At 72.5% G+C, this 18,047-nt stretch carries 15 protein-coding genes; 8 read left to right on the top strand and 7 right to left on the bottom strand.

Annotated elements, in window-relative coordinates; translation table 11 throughout:
• Window positions 1-46 precede the first annotated feature (46 nt).
• On the bottom strand, window positions 47-1,204 hold the full coding sequence (locus ACZ60B_RS18500; RefSeq protein ID WP_469388172.1) for a nuclear transport factor 2 family protein: 1,158 nt from the start codon (window positions 1,202-1,204) through the stop codon (window positions 47-49).
• Between the two features lie 95 nt (window positions 1,205-1,299).
• On the opposite strand from ACZ60B_RS18500, the gene ACZ60B_RS18495 reads away from it, so the two are divergent.
• The 3 genes from ACZ60B_RS18495 to ACZ60B_RS18485 all read left to right on the top strand — a co-directional run bounded on the left by ACZ60B_RS18495 (window position 1,300) and on the right by ACZ60B_RS18485 (window position 4,958).
• Window positions 1,300-2,301: a LysR family transcriptional regulator gene (locus ACZ60B_RS18495; RefSeq protein ID WP_469388170.1), complete on the top strand. Its 1,002-nt coding sequence runs from the start codon at window positions 1,300-1,302 to the stop codon at window positions 2,299-2,301.
• A 307-nt stretch (window positions 2,302-2,608) separates the two neighbouring features.
• Window positions 2,609-3,352 (top strand): SOS response-associated peptidase, encoded by a 744-nt coding sequence (locus ACZ60B_RS18490; RefSeq protein ID WP_469388168.1) that lies wholly within the window; start codon window positions 2,609-2,611, stop codon window positions 3,350-3,352.
• Window positions 3,353-4,112: 760 nt separating this feature from the next.
• Window positions 4,113-4,958, top strand: a complete 846-nt coding sequence (locus ACZ60B_RS18485) for a methyltransferase domain-containing protein (protein WP_469388166.1) — start codon at window positions 4,113-4,115, stop codon at window positions 4,956-4,958.
• Window positions 4,959-5,012: 54 nt separating this feature from the next.
• On the opposite strand, the gene ACZ60B_RS18480 is transcribed toward ACZ60B_RS18485, so the two are convergent.
• Entirely contained in the window at window positions 5,013-6,212 is a 1,200-nt protein-coding gene (locus tag ACZ60B_RS18480; RefSeq protein ID WP_469388165.1) for a sensor histidine kinase, read from the bottom strand.
• The gene (locus ACZ60B_RS18475) at window positions 6,209-6,871 is read right to left on the bottom strand and encodes a response regulator transcription factor (protein WP_469388164.1); all 663 of its coding nucleotides are present in this window, start codon (window positions 6,869-6,871) and stop codon (window positions 6,209-6,211) included. The genes ACZ60B_RS18480 and ACZ60B_RS18475 overlap by 4 nt, the downstream gene beginning before the upstream one ends.
• Window positions 6,872-6,959: 88 nt before the next feature.
• Here ACZ60B_RS18475 and ACZ60B_RS18470 point away from each other — a divergent pair, with 88 nt between their 5' ends.
• Both ACZ60B_RS18470 and ACZ60B_RS18465 read left to right on the top strand, forming a co-directional pair.
• On the top strand, window positions 6,960-7,850 hold the full coding sequence (locus tag ACZ60B_RS18470; protein WP_469388162.1) for an ABC transporter ATP-binding protein: 891 nt from the start codon (window positions 6,960-6,962) through the stop codon (window positions 7,848-7,850).
• Window positions 7,847-8,932: an ABC transporter permease gene (locus ACZ60B_RS18465; RefSeq protein ID WP_469388160.1), complete on the top strand. Its 1,086-nt coding sequence runs from the start codon at window positions 7,847-7,849 to the stop codon at window positions 8,930-8,932. The genes ACZ60B_RS18470 and ACZ60B_RS18465 overlap by 4 nt, the downstream gene beginning before the upstream one ends.
• Window positions 8,933-8,982: 50 nt before the next feature.
• On the opposite strand, the gene ACZ60B_RS18460 is transcribed toward ACZ60B_RS18465, so the two are convergent.
• Genes ACZ60B_RS18460 through ACZ60B_RS18445 form a run of 4 tightly spaced genes read right to left on the bottom strand, consistent with a single transcriptional unit; the run spans window position 8,983 to window position 13,908 of the window.
• A complete protein-coding gene (locus ACZ60B_RS18460; protein ID WP_469388158.1) occupies window positions 8,983-10,002 on the bottom strand; it encodes a DUF5914 domain-containing protein in 1,020 nt (339 codons plus the stop codon).
• A complete protein-coding gene (locus tag ACZ60B_RS18455) occupies window positions 9,999-11,027 on the bottom strand; it encodes a phytoene/squalene synthase family protein (protein ID WP_469388156.1) in 1,029 nt (342 codons plus the stop codon). Before ACZ60B_RS18455 ends, ACZ60B_RS18460 begins: the two co-directional genes overlap by 4 nt.
• On the bottom strand, window positions 11,024-12,562 hold the full coding sequence (locus ACZ60B_RS18450; protein WP_469388154.1) for a phytoene desaturase: 1,539 nt from the start codon (window positions 12,560-12,562) through the stop codon (window positions 11,024-11,026). Before ACZ60B_RS18450 ends, ACZ60B_RS18455 begins: the two co-directional genes overlap by 4 nt.
• Complete coding sequence (locus ACZ60B_RS18445; protein ID WP_469388152.1) at window positions 12,559-13,908, bottom strand: polyprenyl synthetase family protein; 1,350 nt, start codon at window positions 13,906-13,908, stop codon at window positions 12,559-12,561. The genes ACZ60B_RS18450 and ACZ60B_RS18445 overlap by 4 nt, the downstream gene beginning before the upstream one ends.
• Before the next feature lie 367 nt (window positions 13,909-14,275).
• Between ACZ60B_RS18445 and ACZ60B_RS18440 the strand changes: the two genes are divergently transcribed.
• From ACZ60B_RS18440 to ACZ60B_RS18430, 3 genes are read left to right on the top strand one after another with little or no spacing between them, the layout of a single operon-like run.
• Window positions 14,276-15,499, top strand: a complete 1,224-nt coding sequence (locus ACZ60B_RS18440; protein WP_469388150.1) for a lycopene cyclase family protein — start codon at window positions 14,276-14,278, stop codon at window positions 15,497-15,499.
• Entirely contained in the window at window positions 15,496-16,227 is a 732-nt protein-coding gene (locus ACZ60B_RS18435; protein WP_469388149.1) for a methyltransferase domain-containing protein, read from the top strand. Before ACZ60B_RS18440 ends, ACZ60B_RS18435 begins: the two co-directional genes overlap by 4 nt.
• Window positions 16,228-16,280: 53 nt before the next feature.
• Complete coding sequence (locus tag ACZ60B_RS18430) at window positions 16,281-17,783, top strand: FAD-dependent oxidoreductase (protein ID WP_469388147.1); 1,503 nt, start codon at window positions 16,281-16,283, stop codon at window positions 17,781-17,783.
• The last annotated feature ends 264 nt before the right edge of the window (window positions 17,784-18,047 follow it).

The following is an 18,047-nucleotide window of genomic DNA, read 5'->3' as shown; positions in this document are numbered from 1 at the left end:
TGTCGCGTGGTGATCGTCGCCTGAGGAGGGGGACCGATCCCCGCTGTCATGTGTGGCGGTGGTACGCCTTGTCGGCGATGCGCCAGCCGTCGTCGACGCGGGCCAGCAGGAAGATGTCGGTGAACGTGTCCGCGCCGTGCGAGAGCGTCATGGTGGCGGTCGCGACGGTCCCGTGGACGTCTACGGCTTCGATACGTCGGTTGCGGGCCGGTTCGTCCGGCGCCGGCCGACCGTGGAAGAGGGCGCAGTACTCCTCCAGGCGCCAGGAGACGAACGCGCCGTCCCGGATCCCCTCGATGCGGGCGGTGGGCAGGAAGGCGTCGCGGAAGTGGGCGGGGTCGCCGGCGGCGTGGCCGCGGATGTAGGCGCGCAGCGGTTCGAGCACGGCGTCCTCCACGCAGGGCACCGTGGCGGCAAGTGCGATGTCGGCCTCGAGGGAAGCAGGGGTGTCGGCCAGGCCCGTCGCGCTGCGCAAGGGGGTGTCCGACGCGGCGGCCAGCAGAGCCATGTCCTTGGCCAGCGCAGCGATCGTGAAGTGGGCCGTGGCCGTGGTCGGCTCACCGAGCAGGAAGGGGCGCTTGCGGGCCACGAGCCCGCCGAGCTGGCCGAGTTCGAGGACGTCCAGCGTCTGGGTGCGGGGCAGGCCGAGGGCGTCGGCCTGCCGCAGTGCGTCGCGCAGCGCGAGGACGGCTCCCGCGAGGCTGTTGTTGGCGATCAGCTTGAGCGCGGCGGCGGTGGCGGCGTCGTCCACGCGATGGACGGTGCCCAGTGTTTCCAGAACCGGCCGGACTCGTTCGAGTGCGTCCTGGCCGGCGGCGGCGAGGATCTGCAGGGTGCCCGCGGCGGCGGCAGGCACCGAGCCGAGCAGGGGCGCGTGGACGTAGGACGGCCCGAGTCGCCGGGCCAGAGTCGACGCCTCGGCGGGGGCGATGGTGCTGGTGTTGAGGACGATCGTGTCCGCTCTCAGCGAGCCACGGACGTCGTCGAGCACCTGTTGACAGGCCGGCCCGTCGAACAGTGCCAGGACGACGAGGTCTGCCCGCGCCACGGCCTCGTTCGCATCGCCGGTCGTCCTGACGGTGTCCGAGGTGTGCCCTGAGCGGGTCCAGCCGACGACGTCCCGGCCCTGGGCGGCCAGGCGGGTCGCGATCGCGCCGCCCATGCGCCCCAGACCGAGGACGGCGATCGTGTGCGGTGTGGTCATGCCCGCCACAGTGGTGCACGCCAGTGCATGCGACAAGCGCAGATATCGCAGGTCCGCCCTGCGGGTCTCGCATACCTGCCGGGCATACTGCCGCCATGGACCTGACGGTGTGGCGGACTTACGTGACCGTGTGCCGGACCGGCTCGCTGTCGGCGGCGGCAGCCGAGCTCCATCACACGCAGTCGGCCGTCTCCCGACAGATCGCCGGGCTGGAGCGGCAGCTCGGCGTGCCTCTGGTGGAGCGACATCCACGTGGGGTGCGCCCGACGCCGGCCGGTGAGGTGTTCTGGCGCCACGCCCTGGCCACGCTCAACGAGGCAGACCGCGCCGTCCGCGCGGTACGGGACGCGCGCGACGGTGTGGGGGAGCGACCCCTGGCCATCGGAGCGACACCGTCTCTCGCCGCGGGGATCGTCCCGGAGGCCGTCCGGAGCCTGCTGGAGCAGGCAGGATCCCTCCGGTGGAGCCTGCTGCCGGCTCTGAGCGATCAGCTGCACGGCCGCGTGCTCGCCGGCGATCTGGACATCGCCGTCGTCACCGACGCTCCACCCGGGCTGACCGCCGACCCGCGGGTCGAGCGCAGGTTCCTCGGACTGGACGAGATGGTCGTCGTACTGCCCCTGGCCCATCCGCGGGCCGGACGCGGTCCGGTGCGCATCCAGACGCTGGCCGACCAGACCTGGGCCGAGGACAACGACGGCTCGGCGGCGCTCCTGCGCCAGCACGCCGCGCGCGCCGGAGTCGGCGCCCGCATCGACCTCACCGCGGCCGATCTGCCCGGCAAGCTGGCCCTGGTCGCCACCGGTCACGCCATCGCGTTGATCCCCGGAGTGCTGACGGGCGCGCTGCGGGCCGATGTCACCACGGTCGCCCTCATGGATCCCCCGACCCGCGGCATCTACACGATCACACCACGCCACGACGCCCACCCCCGCGCGGCATCTCTCCACGACCAGCTCGCCGCCGTGTTCGCCTCGTCCCGTCCGGCCCGGGCCGCCCACCGGCCGACCGGTACGGACACCCACCACCCCCACGCGCCCGGCGACCTCGATCCGGGGCGACTTGGCGGCGGGCTTCCGCGAGGAACGTGCGACTGACCAGTTGCCAACTGCGAGAGGGTATGTCGTGCGATGGCTTCAGACGGATTTCGCCAACTACCCCAGTTCCACCACTCGTTTGACGATCCCCCTTCTGCGAGTCGGCTGACGGCCCGTCTCCCAGAGGGCCGGGCAGGGAGCAATCGAGGCCCCGGCGTGCCGATGAGGTGTTCGGCGCGGCACGGCGGCCGCGCTCGGCGGACGGGGAACGATCCGGCGCAAGGCCGGACGCCCGACGGGCCGCCGTGTTGGGCGACACGGTCCCGGCACGGGGCGCGCGGCCTTCCGGCAGTGAAAGAGTGGAGGCATGTGCGGTCGATACGCCTCCACTCGCAGCCCGCAGGAGCTGGCTCCGCTCTTCCACGTGCCCGACGTACCCGCCCGGGAGGCGCTCGCGCCGAACTGGAACGTCGCCCCTACCAACGACGTGTGGGCTGTCCTTGAACGCGGACCCCGCGGCGAGGACGACACCGGTGCCGTGGAGCGGGAGCTGCGGGCGCTGCGCTGGGGTCTGGTCCCGTCCTGGGCGAAGGACGCGAAGGTCGGTGCCCGGATGATCAATGCGCGAGTCGAGACAGTGCACGAAAAGCCCGCGTTCCGCCGCGCGTTCACCCGCCGCCGCTGCCTGTTGCCCGCCGACGGCTTCTACGAATGGGAGCAGGTCGAAGACCCGGGCACCGGCAAGGTGCGCAAGCAGCCGTACTTCATCCATCCCGAGGACGGGCAGGTGATGGCGCTCGCGGGGCTGTACGAATACTGGCGCGACCGGACGGTACAGCAGGACGACGATCCAGCCGCCTGGCTGATGACCTGCACCATCATCACCACCGAAGCCATCGACGCCGCCGGCCGCGTCCACCCCCGTATGCCGCTCGCCCTCACTCCCGAGCACTACGACGCCTGGCTGGACCCCGGCCACCAGGATCCCGATGAGCTGCGGGCCCTGCTCGACCGGCCGGCCGACGGCCACCTGAACGCCCGCCCCGTCTCCACCGCCGTCAACAACGTCCGTAACAACGGCCCGCAACTCCTGGACGAACTCGTCTCCTAGAACAGGACACGTCCGCTCGCCGTGCCGTCGGATCCCCCGCGCAACCCCTCGCTCTACGCGGTCTTCGACCACAGGAGCCTGCCCGCGGCCGACGTGCTGCGCCGTTCTGGGCATGCGCTATAATTGATCTTGAGCTGGTCGGCGGAAGTCGTACCGGTGGGTGATGCGTTGGTGGTCCAAGGAAAGACGCCCCGCTTCCTGCGGGGAAATGCAGGTGCAAGGCCTGCCCGGCGCTCTGTGAAGACCCTGTCCCGTTCCGCGGGACAGGGTCTTTTTCGTCGCCCTGCCCGTCTTCCCGCCGATCGGCCCAGCTCTGGCCGCCCTTTCCAGTCCCCGGACCTCCATCCGCGACCTCGCCCTGAACAGCTTTCACTGCTCCCCGGCGACATAGGGCCAGGCCTTGCTCCGCAACGGAGACGTCTTGTCCCACACGTGCCGGCGTGCCCCACAGACCGGGTCGGTTCCGTACGTCGCCTCTCCGGGAAAGCCCGGAACGGCCACCCGCTCGGGTCGCGGACGCTCACTCAAGTCGCGCCCGCACTGCGGGCACTTCTCCGGATGCGCCATCGGATACCTGCCCACCGTCGTCTCCCCTTCCCGCCGGACCGACCGGGACTGTCACTCTGTCAGGAATTCTCGCGGTTCATCGGCTGTGTGAGGCATCACTCTCCCGTCGTCGTGGCGCTGGTGGCCCGGGAAGGCAGACCATGTGGTCATGACCTCCTCGCCCCGCCCGTCGCACGGTGGCCGACCGGATCCGATGGACAGGACTACCGCGCCCGGTGGGGAGTCCGCTCCCGCCCGCGGGTACCTGCTGGACAACGCGCGCGCCGAGGCGGGCGAGCGATTCGTCTGGCTGGCCGAGCTGTTCGACGGTGTGACGCGCGGGCACTTCGAGCGACTGGGGGTCGGGGCCGGCTCGCGCTGCTGGGAAGTGGGGGCCGGTGGTCCCGGTATCCCGGAGGCGCTCGCGGCGGCCGTCGGTCCGACCGGGCACGTGCTGGCCACGGACATCGACCCGTCGTGGCTGAAGGAAGGCGACGGGTACGAGGTGCGCCGGCACGACGTCGCCGCTGATCCGCCCCCGGAGCCGGGGACGTTCGATCTGGTGCACGCCCGGCTCGTGCTGGTCCATGTACCCGACCGGGCTCGCGCGTTGGCCACGATGGCGGCAGCGCTGCGGCCCGGCGGCCGGCTGCTGGTCGAGGACGCCGATACCGCTCTGCAGCCACTGGCATGCCTGGACGGCAGCGGCCCTGGGCAGCAGCGGGCCAACCGGCTGCGCGACGCGGTCCGGGAGCTGCTGACGCGCCGCGGCGCGGACCTGCGCTACGGCCGGACGCTGCCGCGGGCATTGCGTGAGGCCGGCTTGGTGGATGTCGCCGCGGCGGGCTCTTTCCCGGTCGGCGGGCCGGCCTGCGACCGGCTGGAGGCGGCGACCATCCGGCACGTGCGCGGCGAGCTGCTGGCGGCCGGCCTGGCCGACGACGCAGAGATCGACGCGCACCTGGCCGCCATCCACGCGGGCGAACTCGACCTGACACTCGCGCCGCTGATCTCGGCCTGGGGCCGCCGTCCGGCCGAGGGCCCTCCGGCACTCGGGTAGGTGTGGATCCAGGCGTCGTCCGACCTGCCCACATCGCCGTTCGGCAAGGCACTTCTACACGATGTCGGAGTGGGTCGCCCGCTTCCGGAAGGACGGCTTCGCCTGACCCGCGCCCCGTCCGGTCCGGCCCGGCGTGGACGGTCCAGGGCGGGCCGGACCGCGGACGGGGAGGTCCACCCGCAGGTGCAGCCCACCCGATTCCGGGGCGTGCGGGGTCAGTACCCCGTCGTGCGCGGTCACGATCGCCCGGACGATGGCCAGGCCGAGGCCGTGCCCTTCCCGGAGCCTGGTGCGTTCGGCGTGCAGCCGTTGGAACGGTACGAACAGCCGGTCCAGCTCCTCGGGCGGAACGACCGGGCCGGTGTTGCGGACGGTGAGGTGCGCGCCGTCCGCCGACCGTGAGGTCGTGACCTCGACACGGCCGCCCGGGACGTTGTGCCGGATGGCGTTGTCGACCAGGTTGGCGACCAGGCTCTCGATCAGCTGGGGGTCGCCCGCCGTCGGTGCCCCGGTGAGCGTGACGTCCACGCCCACGTCCCGCCGTTCGGCCTCGGGCCTGCGCAGCAGCACCGCCTCGGCGGTGATCGCGCCGAGGTCCAGCGGCTCGAAGTGTTCGACGCCCTGCTCGCTGGTCGCCAGGGTGAGCAGCGACTCCACGAGGCGTTCCTGGGCGGCTCCGAGGACCAGGACCTCCTGGCACGCCGAGCGCAGCGTCGCGGTGTCGGCGTCGGGGTCGGCGAGTGTCACCTGGAGCAGTGCGCGTTCGGCGGTCAGCGGTGTGCGCAGTTCGTGCGAGGCGTTGGCGACGAAGTGCCGCTGCGCCTGGAAGGCGGCGTCGAGGCGGCTGAACAGGTCGTCCAGGGTGACCCCGAGTTCCATGATCTCCAGGTAGGGGCTCTGCAGCCCGATCCTCGAGTGCAGGGTGCTGGCCGAGATCGCCTGGGCGGTGCTGACCATGGTGCGCAGCGGTCGCAGGGCCCGGCCGGCGATGATCCAGCCGAGGACGAGCGCGACGACGACCGTCACGGCCAGGCCGATCGCGCAGGAGATCAGCAGAAGGTGCAGATCGGCTCCCTGCTGCACATCGGCCGCGGATCCGCCCTTCGGTACCTGTTCGCCGGGTGCGGGTGCCGCTTCGCGGGTCGACCTGCCGGTGAACAACGCGACGACGAGGCCGAGCAGGATGGCGCCCGAGGCCAGGAAGACCGCCGTGCAGAGGACGGCCAGGCGCAGTCGCAGCGTGCGGCGCATCATGGCGCCGCCACGCGGTAGCCGCCTTCGCGGACGGTCTCGATCAGCGGCGGTTCGCCGAGCTTCGTCCGGAGCCGGCCGATGGTGGTCTTGACCGTGTGGGTGAACGGGTTGGCGGCCTCGTCCCAGACCTGCTCCAGCAGCTCCTCCGCGGACACGGCCGCACCGGCGTGGCTGAGCAGACACTCCAGCACGGCGAGTTCCTTCGGGCTGAGCGCGAGCCGTCGGCCGTTGCGGAACGCCGAACGGCTGGCGGAGTCCAGAGTGAGGTCCCCGCACTGCAGCACGGGCGGTACGGGAACCGTGGCCCGGCGGCCCAGTGCCCGCACCCGGGCCACCAGTTCCGCGAAGTCGAACGGTTTCGGCAGGTAGTCGTCGGCGCCGAGGCCCAGTCCGGTGACCCGCTCCCGTACCGTGCCGGCGGCTGTCAGCATCAGCGTGCGGGTGCGTGATCGCTGTGCGACGAGGTGGCGGCACACGTCGTCCCCGTGCACGCCGGGAAGGTCGCGGTCCAGCACGACCACGTCGTACCGGGTGAGCGCGAGATGGCCCAGGGCGTCGTCGCCGTCGAGCGCGATGTCGACCGCCATTCCCTCGCGGCGCAGCCCGGTGGCCACCGTCCGGGCCAGCAGTTCATGATCTTCGACAACCAGCACCCTCATGGCGGGCAACGATGCCACAGGCCCGGTCACCGCCAGGTCACAGCTTCCGTGCCCGGCCTGTGACCGCCCGGACGATACAACGCCGGGCATGACTGATGACATGGTGCTGGTGGCCCGGAATCTGGGCAAACGATATCGGCGGCGGTGGGCGCTGTCCGACTGCACGCTCGCCGTCCCGGCCGGGCGCGTGGTGGGTCTCGTCGGCCCGAACGGCGCGGGCAAGTCGACGCTGTTGCGGCTCGCGGTCGGGCTGATCCCCCCGACCGCGGGCGAGGTCGAGGTGCTCGGCGGTCGGCCCGCGACCGATCCCGCCCAGCTCGCCCGGGTCGGGTTCGTCGCGCAGGACACCCCGACGTACGCCCATCTGACGGTCGCCGACCACCTGCGCCTGGGCGGGCGGCTCAACCCGCGATGGGACCGGGGTCTCGCCGAACGCCGCATCGCCGACAGGGGTCTCGATCCGCGTCAGCGCGCGGGCCGGCTCTCCGGCGGTCAGCGTGCCCAGCTCGCCCTCGCCCTCGCCGTGGCCAAGCGCCCCGAACTGCTGGTCCTCGACGAGCCGGTGGCCAGCCTCGATCCGCTGGCCCGCCGCGACTTCCTGCACGGCGTCAGCGAGATCGCGTCCGATCAGGGCGTGAGCGTCGTCCTGTCCTCCCATCTGGTGGCCGATCTGGAACGGATCTGCGACTACGTGATCGTCCTGGTCGCCTCGCGGGTGCGGGTGGCCGGCACGGTGGGGGAGTTGCAGGCCACCCATCACCGCCTCACCGGGCCCCGGCACCTGGATGTGACCGCCGTCCGGGGCGTCACCGCCGCGCGGGTCGTCGAGGCCCGGGACACCGGCGACCACAGCACCGTCCTGGTGCGGTCCGAAGCGCCGGTCGACCACCCGGACTGGGAGTCCGTACCGGCCGGCCTGGAAGACATCGTCCTCGCCTACATGGGCACCGCCGACACGGGTTCGGAGACACGTTCATGATCCAGCTCGCCTGGCGGCAGTTCCGGGCCTCCGCCTTCGTCGCGTTCGGGGCGATCATCCTGGTCACCGTGTTCGCCCTGTCGACCGGTCCCGACCTCGCACACGCCTACGCGGCCACGATGAGGGCGTGTCGCTCGGCCGGCGACTGCACGTCCGCGGCAGCCTCGTTCGCGCGCACCGACAGCGTCCTGTCCGGCGCGCTCGGCACGCTCGTCTCGGTGGTGCCCGCGCTCATCGGGGCTTTCTGGGGAGCTCCGTTGATCGCCCGGGAGATCGAGTCCGGGACGCTCCCGCTGGTGTGGACGCAGAGCGTCACCCGCACCCGATGGCTGGTGACCAAGCTCGTGGCCGTGGGACTGGCCGGTATGGTGACCGCCGGTCTGCTCAGCCTCGTCGTCACCTGGTGGGCCCACCCGCTGGACCGGGCCGCCGCGGCCGCCTACGACACCTTCGGCGAGCGCGACCTCGTGCCCGTGGGGTACGCGGCGCTGGCGTTCATGATCGGAGCGACGGCGGGTACGCTGATCCGCCGCACCGTGCCGGCCATGGCCGCCACCGTGTTCGTCTTCGTCGCGGTACGCGTCACCCTGGCCTACGGGATCCGGCCGCGGATCATCGGCCCGGTCCACCTGGCCAAGGCGCTCGATCCCGCGTCGACCGGGTTCGGTTCCGAGGTGTCGCCGTCCATCGTGCTCGACTCCCTGTTCAACGGCGGCCCGTCGAGCGCGCTGCAGCCGGCGGCTCCGGACCTCCCCGACGCCTGGGTCTACTCCACCCGCGTCGTCGACGCATCCGGACACGACCTGACGAACAAAGCGCTGGAGGCGGACTGTCCCGGGCAGCTCTCCGGCGGAGGAGGCCCGTCCCTGCCCGGCGGGCACGGTCCCGTGCCCGCGGAGGCACAGCAGCGGGCGCAGGCGTGCGTGTCGAAAATCGGCTCCATGTACCACGAGTTGGTGACTTATCAGCCTGCGGATCGCTACTGGGCCTTCCAATGGGCGGAGTCGGCGATCTGCGGTGCCGCGGCGCTTGTGCTGGGCGGGTTCTGCGTCTGGTGGGTGCGCCGCCGTCGGATCGCCTGACAGGGCAGGACCGTTCACGTCGTGGGAAGGAGACCGGCGCCGCGTACCGCTCACTTCGGCAGGAGCTTCGAGGTGCGAAGGTGCCAACGGCGCTCGGCGTAGGCCAGGTCGTCGCGCCACAGCCGTCCGGCCGCCGCCCGCACGAGAGGCCGTAGCAGCGGGGTCATCGTGCGTACCGCGGCGAATCCGCGTCGGTCGGACGTCGCCACGATCGCCTCTACGACGGCTGTCCGCGGCTCGCCCCGGGCGTCGGGGCCGAGCGGGGTGGCGTGTGTCTCGACGACCGAGCCCCGGCCCTCGCCTTCAGTGATGTGCATGACGACCGTACGGGGCTCAGGGGCGGTGAACACGGCCCGGACGGGCACGACGAGCCGCCCGGCGAGCTTGAAGGAGACGTCCACGGTGAAACCGTCCTCGGCCGCCCCGGGCCGACCTTTCCCGGGCTCGTCCACGACGGTGAGGTCGAGGAAGGAGTACGGATGCAGCCAGGCGCCGTGCCACGGATCCAGGCGGTTCGCCATGACGTCCTCCGGCTCGCATGTCCCGATGCCCGTGTAGACGGCCGACAGCGCGCCCGACGGCGCGGGCCTGACCGGCACCACCGGTGCGTCCAGGGGCGGCTCGCCGCCCACCGTGTCCATGCGCACCCACACCAGCACCCCGTCGTCGTGCACGGGCAGCGGTTCCCAGCCGGCGAACGGCGTGCCCTTGAGAGCGAGCCCGTGCCAGTGACATACGAGGGTGCCGCAGCGCACGGGGCTGTCCCGCAGCGGCGCGCCGAGGTGCGGACAGACGCCGGGGCCGCCGACGAGGCGGCCGTCGCCGTCGCGCCACAGCACGACCTCCTGCCCGTCGACGGTCCGTGCGAGGGACCGGTCGGCAGAGACGTCACGGGCGGCGCCGACGACGTACCAGTTGCCGGAGGGGCGGGACTGCGCCCGTTCGAGAGCTTGCGCGATCACGCCGGGACGGGCCTCGCGCCAGGTGGGACGCTGACGGTCCCACGGCACCGGATGCCTGCGCAGCGACAACGGAATACGTCTGCGCGGGGCGGAACGGTCGAAGCTCACGCGACCTCCTCGTGGTCCTGCGCCGACGGAAGCCGGGACGCTCCGCCGCGCGACCGGGTCGTGCTCGGGAGCGTGCCCTGCCGGGGGCCGCCGCCTGTGCCCGCGCGGGCCGCCAGCAGGCGTACCAGGCCGTCCAGGGCCACCGCGGTACGGCGCCGGCGGGGCACCACGGCACGCCGGTGCACCACCGCGTAGCCGTCGTCGGCGATGGCGTCGAGGATCGCCCCGTACAGCACGAAGGCCGTCCGGATGCACGGTCGGCACACCGGGTCGAGCATCGCGATCCCCGGCGCCGCCTCACGGTAGACACCACGGGTGAGGTCTTCGACGGCTCTCAGTGCCGCGGTGATGCGCCGGTCGCGGCGGCCGGTGCTCCTGCTCCATCGCAACAGGTCCCGGTCCACGTCGTGGGCTGCCAGCAGGTCCGCGGGCAGGTAGACGCGGCCGCGGTCCAGATCCTCGCCCACGTCCCGCAGGAAGTTGGTCAGCTGAAAGGCGACGCCCAGCGCGGCCGCGTGCGGCGCGGCCTCCTCGCGGGGCACCACCGTGCCCAGGACCGGCAGCATCTGCAGTCCGATGACCGCCGCGGAGCCGTGCATGTAGATCCGCAGGTCGTCGTAGGTCGGGTAGTCGCTGACGACGAGGTCGCTGCGCATGGAAGCCATGAAGTCGCTGAAGTGCCGATGGTCGATGCCGTACCGGCGGGCCGTGTCGGCGAGCGCCAGGACCACCGGCTCGCCGCTGTCCGCGTCCCTCAGTCCCTGTTCCATGCCTTTGTGGAGGCGGGCGAGGTCGGCCGAGCGCCTTTCGGCCGTGACGGTGGTGTCCAGGGAGTCGACGATGTCGTCCGCCCAACGGGCGAACCCGTACAGCGCGTGGACGGCGGGACGCCGTTCGATCGGCAGCAGCCGGGTGGCGAGGAAGTACGTCTTTCCGTGCCGGGCGTTGAGCATCCGACAGCGCGTGTAGGCACCGCGCAGGGCAGGGTCGGTGATGCCCGCCGCGTCGAGTTCACGGCCGGTCATGAGGGCGTTCCCTCGAAAGCGGCCCGCGCTCTGCGTGAGCGCGGCCCGGGGGCCGTGCCTCCGGTGATCCGGGCCGCGGCGAGCTTGCCGGACAGCAGTACGGTCGGTACGCCCACCCCCGGCGTGGTGCCGCAGCCGGCGAGTACGGCGTTCTCGGTGCCCCGGACGAGGTTGCGCGGGCGGAACGGGCCGGTCTGCGCGAAGGTGTGCGCCGCCGAGAACGGCGTGCCCGCCGCGTGGCCCTGGGCCTGCCAGTCGGCAGGCGTGACGAGGCACTGCTCCTTGATGCTGGAACCGATGCCGTCGAGGCCACGCCGCTCGAGTTCCCTCAGGATGCTGTCGCGGTAGCGCGGCGCCAGGTCGCCCCACTCGGTGGCGGCCGGACCGATGTCCGTGTTCGGGCACGGAGCGAGGATGTAGTGCAGGTGGTGGCCGGGCGGGGCGAGACCGGGGTCGGTGGCCGTGGGGCGGGTGACGAGCAGGGACGGGTCGCTCATCAGATCGCCGGTGCGGGTCAGTTCGTCGAAGGTGCGGCTCCACGCGGCGCCGAAGGACAGCGTGTGGTGGGCGAGCCTGGTCCAGGTCCGGTCGGTTCCCACGTGCAGCACGACGGCCGAGGGCGAGTTCCTGATCCGTACCGGCCGACGGGGCGCGTGGCCCAGGAGGCGGTAGGCGACGGGCAGATCGGGGGTGAGGACGACCGCGTCGCACGGGACGCGGTCCTTGCCGGTCACGACGGCGGTGATGCGATCGGCCGAGCGCTCCAGCCGGGTGACGTCCTGTCCGAAGCGCAGATCCGCTCCCGCGCGGACGGCGGCGTCGGCCATGGCCTGCGGCACGGCGTGCATGCCGCCGCGGGGGAAGTAGACGCCGGCGACCGTGTCCATGTAGGCGATGACGGCGTACGCCGCCAGGGCCCGGGCCGGCGGGACGCCCGCGTACAGGGACTGGAAGGAGAAGACGCGGCGCAGGCGCTCGTCGCGCAGGTATCGGCCGATGCGCGTGTCGAGCCTGCCGAAACCGCCGAGTGCCGCGAGCCGGCCCAGGTCGGCGGTCAGCAACTGGAAGGGGGAGTCGAAGTTGGCGTCGATGAAGTGGCGCATCTGGGCCCGGTACAGCTGTTCGAGCCACCGGCGCAGCCGCCGGTAGCCCACTGCCTCACCGGCGCCGGCGAAGCGCTCGATCTCCGCCTCCATGGCTTCGGGGTCGGTGTGTACGTCGATGTCGCTGCCGTCGGCGAAGCAGGCCCGGTAGGCAGGGTGGAGGGGGATGAGGTCGACGCGCTCGCGCAGGCTGTCGCCGACGGCGGCGAACGCCTCGTCGGCGAGGTCGGGCATGGTCAGCACGGTGGGGCCGGTGTCGATGAGGAAACCGCCGCGCACCAGGCGTCCGGCGCGCCCACCGGGCAGCGGGTCGCGTTCGAGGACGGTGACCCGGCGCCCGGCGCCGAGCAGGTGCAGCGCGGCCGACAGGCCGGAGAGCCCGGCGCCGACGACGACCACGTGGTCCGTACGCCCGGGAATCGTCCGGCTCATGAGCGGGCTCCCTCTGCCGCGGACGTGAGCAGCGGTGGAGCGGCCGTGCCGGCCGCGGCGCCGGCCGGTTCCGAGGAGGGTCCTTGGGCCGGGAGCGCCGCGACGGCAAGCCGCAGCAGTTCACACAGACGACCGCGGCCGTCGGGTTCGAGCACCGTGCCTTCCAGCCGGCGCAGGCCCTGTGCGAGCAGCCGGCCGGTCCTCGCCTCGACCGCCGCCCGCGCGCCGGTGTCGACGAGGATGTTCCGCACCCGCTCCAGGCCGTCCTCGGACAGGTCGGCGCGCCCGAGCGAGTCCCGCAGCGCCGCAAGAGCGCCCAGGTCACCGTTCCCTTCGGCCCGAGCCAGCGCCACGGCGACGAGGTACGTGGGCTTGCCCGAGCGGATGTCACCGCCCGAAGGCTTGCCGGTGCGACGCGCACTGCCGAAGACGTCGTCGAGGTCGTCCCGCAGTTGGAACGCGATGCCGACGCATCGGCCCGCCGAACACAGGGCCGCGGTCGTGGCGTCGTCGGCGCCCGCCAGGGCGGCGCCGAGAGCCAGCGGCCGCTCCACCGAGTAGAGGGCGCTCTTGAGGCGGGCGGCGCGGATCGCGCGAGGCGGCGAATGCGACGAGGTGGTCTGGCCCAGGACGTCCAGGTACTGCCCGGCCACCATCTCCATCCGCATGGCGCTCCACAGGCCGCGTACCCGACGCGCGGTGTCCGGGGCGAGCTCGGTGTCCGCGACCACGTCGTCCGCCCACGCCAGCGCCAGGTCCCCGGCGAGGATCGCCGCGGCCTCGCCGAAACGCGCCAGACGTGGGGGCGGGGCAGCCTCGCGGTACTGGGCTTCGACATCCGCGTGCAGGGCCGGCCGGCCGCGACGCAGCCGGGAGGCGTCCATCACGTCGTCCTGCACGAGAGCGCAGCTCTGGATCAGTTCGAGGGCGGCGCCGACGCGCAGGGCCGCCTCCGCGTCACCGATCCGCCCACCACAGGCGCGCAGCGCCCACCAGACGAACTGGGCCCGGATGCGCTTGCCGCCGTCCAGGGTGAAGCGGGCGACGCGCGCGGCGAGATCGTGAGCGAACACCGGGTCGAGTGCGGTGGCCGACCCGCAGCGCTCGGCCAGCAGACGGTCGAGGAGGCGTTCCACCGCAGCGGGGACATCGGCGTCGATCGCCCGGAGTCCGTCCCCCTCCCCGGATCGAGCAGCCGGCGGGTCACCTCCGTACCGCCCGTCCGGGCATGGTGGCAACGGCGCGCGATGCGGATGCCCCACGGGGAGGGCGGCCCACGGCGACGCAGGGGTCGGGCCGGGCGGCGCGTCGCCCGCCCCGGGATCCTTCGCCTTGCTGGGACACATCCCGGTTCCTCTCATCGTGATCGCAGCCGGTCCGTCCTTATGCCTTCCGCCTCGAGGGCGCTCTCGGATGCACCGAACGGTGGAAACCGCGGCGGCCCGTCTCGGCTGCCGGTCCTGAAGGCTCGGCTGCCGGTCCTGGAAAGGGACGCGATCGCTCCACGCGCCCGGCACCGCGGACCACCACGGTCCCCGCTCGCCACACGAGGGCGGCGCCGCATCGGGAGGGCGCGTCGGACGGTGACGGGTACGAGGGCGTCGTAGTGCGCCGCTCGGCCGACCGCTCAGCGTGGCCTGCATCCGGCGGGGCACGGGAGCGGGAATGCTTCCCGGCAACGCGTACACACACGCGCAAGAGGGAGGAACGCTCGTGCTCGAGGCGGACGTCGCCATCGTGGGTGCGGGTGCCGCGGGGTTGTCCCTGGCCCACCTGCTGTCCCGCTGCCCGCCCGGGGCACGTCGGCTGTCGGTGCTCCTGATGGACGCCCCGCCGGGGCCCCTGCGGCCCCCTCGCCGTACCTGGTGCTTCTGGGAGAACGGTCGCGGACGCTACGACGAGGCCGTCAGCGCGTCATGGCAGCGCCTGCGGGTGCACGCCCCGGACGGCCGGGCGATCGAGGACGACATCGGGCCCCTGCGGTACAAGATGATCCACTCGGACGACTTCGAAACCCTGATCGCACGCGACCTGGCACAGAGCGAGAACGTCCAGCGCCTCGAAGCAACCGTCGAAACGGTGGAGGCTCTCCCAGAGGGAGCCGAGGGAGCCCTGGTCCACGTCCGGAACGCCGACGGACACCACTCGACCGTCCATGCCCGCTGGGTCTTCGACTCACGCCCCCTGGGCAGCCTCCCGGCGGCCCGCACCACGCTGCTGCAGCACTTCCACGGCTGGTACGTCCGCTGCGAACGGCCGGTCTTCGACCCCGGCACGGTCGAGCTCATGGACTTCCGCACCCCACAACCCCCGCGAGGCCTCTCGTTCGGCTACGTACTGCCCGCCGGCCGACGGCACGCCCTCGTGGAGTACACCGAATTCTCTCCCGCGGTCCTGGACCGGCAGGGCTACGAAACCGCGCTGGGCCACTACGCCGAGGACATCCTCGGCCTGCCCCACCTCGAGGTCGTCTCGACCGAGACGGGCATCATCCCCATGACCGACGCGCCCTTCACCCGGCAGACCGCGCCGTCGGTCTTCCGTATCGGTGCCGCGGCGGGCGCGACCCGACCGTCGACGGGCTACACCTTCGCCGCTCTCCAGCGCCAGGTCCACGCCGTGGCGGAAGCGCTGCTGTCGGGGCGGCACCCGCTGCCGCCGCCCGCGCACTCCCCGCGCTCCCGCCTCATGGACGCTGTCATGCTGCGCGCGCTGGACACCGGCCGAGTCGACGGCCCCTCCTTCTTCGCGGACCTCTTCACGCGAGTGCCGGCGGAGCGACTGCTGCGCTTCCTCGACGGACGCACCCGCCTGCGCGAGGACCTCTCCGTGGGCATCCGCACCCCCGTGCTGCCGATGCTCCGATCCGCCGCGGAACTCATGTACCTGCCCCGCCGGCCTTTCCGGGCCGCCCGACAACCGACGGAGACCGCATGACCCTGCTGCGCGACGCGGACCTGGCCGCCGCGTTCGACCACGCCGCTCGCAGCTACGACACGCTGGTGGCCGCCAACCCCGGCTACCACGCCCATCTGCGCCGCTCCGCACGCCGCCTCGGACTCCCGGACGGCGGCCGCGACATGCGAGTGCTGGACCTCGGCTGCGGGACCGGCGCCTCGACCGCCGCACTCGCCGAGGCGCTCCCCGGCGCCGCGATCACCGCGGTGGACGCCTCCGCCGGCATGCTGGAGCGAGCGGCCGCGAAGTCCTGGCCGGACAACGTCACCTTCCTGCACTCCCCGGCGGAACGCCTGAGGGAGGCGGGCGTCGGGGAAGCGTTCGACGCGGTGTTCGCCGCCTACCTGTTCCGCAACGCGGCCGACCCCGACAGCGTGCTCGCGACCGTGCACGACCTGCTGTCACCACACGGGCGGCTCGCGGTGCACGAGTACACCCTGAGCGGCCGGGCCGGCCACCGGGCGGTGTGGACGGCCGTGTGCGGCGGCATCGTACTGCCCGTCGCCACCGCACTCGGGGACGGACGGCTGTACCGGCATCTGTGGCGCAGCGTCCTCGAGTTCGACACGGCGGACGAGTTCGCCGACCGCGTCCGGACAGCCGGATTCGACCGCGTACGGGTACTGCCCCTGCCGGGATGGCAGACCGGCATCGCCCACACCTTCGTCGCCCGGCGCGCGGCCGTCCACGCGAGCGGTGAACGGTGAGGGCGCCACGGCCGCACGAGGTGGCCCGCCGCGGCAGAGACAGACGGGCCCGGATGCTGGTTCCCCGCCCCGGAAAGCCACGGGCCGACGGTGCACGGCCCCCGACGACCGCCGTCGTGGGCGGCGGCATCGCCGGACTGGCGGCAGCGACCGCCCTGGCCGAACGGGGCGTACGCGTCACCCTCCACGAACGCGAGCCGTCCCTCGGCGGCCGCCTGGCCGGCTGGCCGGTCGGCCTCCGGGACGGCACCACGGCCACGATGAGCCGCGGGTTCCACGCCTTCTTCCGCCAGTACTACAACCTGCGCGGGCTTCTGCGGCGCACCGACCCGGGCCTGCAGAGACTGACGGGACTCGCCGACTATCCGCTCCGCCACAGCCGGGGACTGCAGGACAGCTTCCGCAGGGTCCCCCGCACCCCGCCCTGGAGCGCCCTGGCCTTCGTCGCCCTGAGCCCGACCTTCGCCCTGCGCGACATGGTCCGCATGAACCCGGCCGCCGCCCTGCCCCTTCTCGACGTCCGTGTCCCCGACGTGTACGAACGCCTCGACACCGTCAGCGCGCACGACTTCCTCCGGTCGATCCGCTTCCCCGAGGCCGCACACCATCTCGCCTTCGAGGTGTTCTCCCGCAGCTTCTTCGCGGACCCGAGGGAACTCTCCGCGGCGGAAATGGTGCTGATGTTCCACATCTACTTCCTCGGTTCCGCCGAGGGACTGCTCTTCGACGTACCTGACGAGCCCTTCCCCGAAGCCCTCTGGGAACCCCTCGCCGGCTATCTGCGGGGGCACCACGTGGACGTCCGCGTCGCCACCCCCGTCGAGTCGGTCACCCCCACCACGGACGGCGGCTTCCTCGTCCGCACCGCGGCCGAGGAGCAGCGCCACGACACGATCGTGCTCGCCCTGGACACCGCCGGCCTGCGATCCGTCGTCGCCCGCTCACCGCAACTGGCCGACGCCTCCTGGCGCCGACGCGTGGCCCGGCTGCGCAACGCCCCACCCTTCCTGGTCTCGCGACTGTGGCTCGACCGGCCCGTGGCACACGACCGGCCCGGCTTCCTGGGCACCAGCGGCTACGGGACCCTCGACAACGTCAGCGTCCTCGACCGCTGGGAGGGCGAGGCATCCCGCTGGGCCGCCCGCACGGGCGGATCAGTCGTGGAACTGCACGCCTACGCCCTGCCGGCGGGCGCGGTCCGAAAGGTGGAACAAGAACGCCTGGTCGCACAGCTGCACACCGTGTATCCGGAGACGCGCGCGGCAACAGTCGTGGAAGAGCACCATGAGTGGCGCTCCGACTGTCCCCTGTTCCCGGTCGGCGGCTACGGCGACCGTCCCACCGTCCGCACCTGCGACCCGGGCCTGGTGATCGCCGGCGACCTGGTCCGCACAGAACTGCCGGTGGCGCTGATGGAACGCGCGGCGACCAGCGGATTCATGGCCGCGAACGCCCTGCTGGAACGGTGGAACATCCGCGGTCAGACCTTGTGGACCGTTCCCGACCGAGGACGCAGCGCGCCCTTGAGGAGCCTGGCGCGATGGGGCAGCAGCTGACACGAGCCGCGCCCGGGCGTCTGCCGGGGCTCGGAGTCCGACGAAGGCCGCAGCCGGCCGGGATCCCGCGACCGCAACGAAAGAGTCAAACCATTTATATGGTTATGTCGCCTTTATGGGTACTGGGTAGGGAGCCATCTTCTTTCGAGGGAGAACACCATGGCGCTTCCCCATCGCGCCGCACCCATCGAGGAACACCCCGACCTGGTGGAACTGCGCGCCCGGCACGACCGCGTCGCCGCCACCCCGCGAGCCCAGACGATC

It is taken from the genome of Streptomyces sp. NPDC104096 (assembly GCF_055584385.1).
Note: the sequence above shows the minus strand (reverse complement) of the source record. Positions and strands in the feature narration are given on the sequence as shown.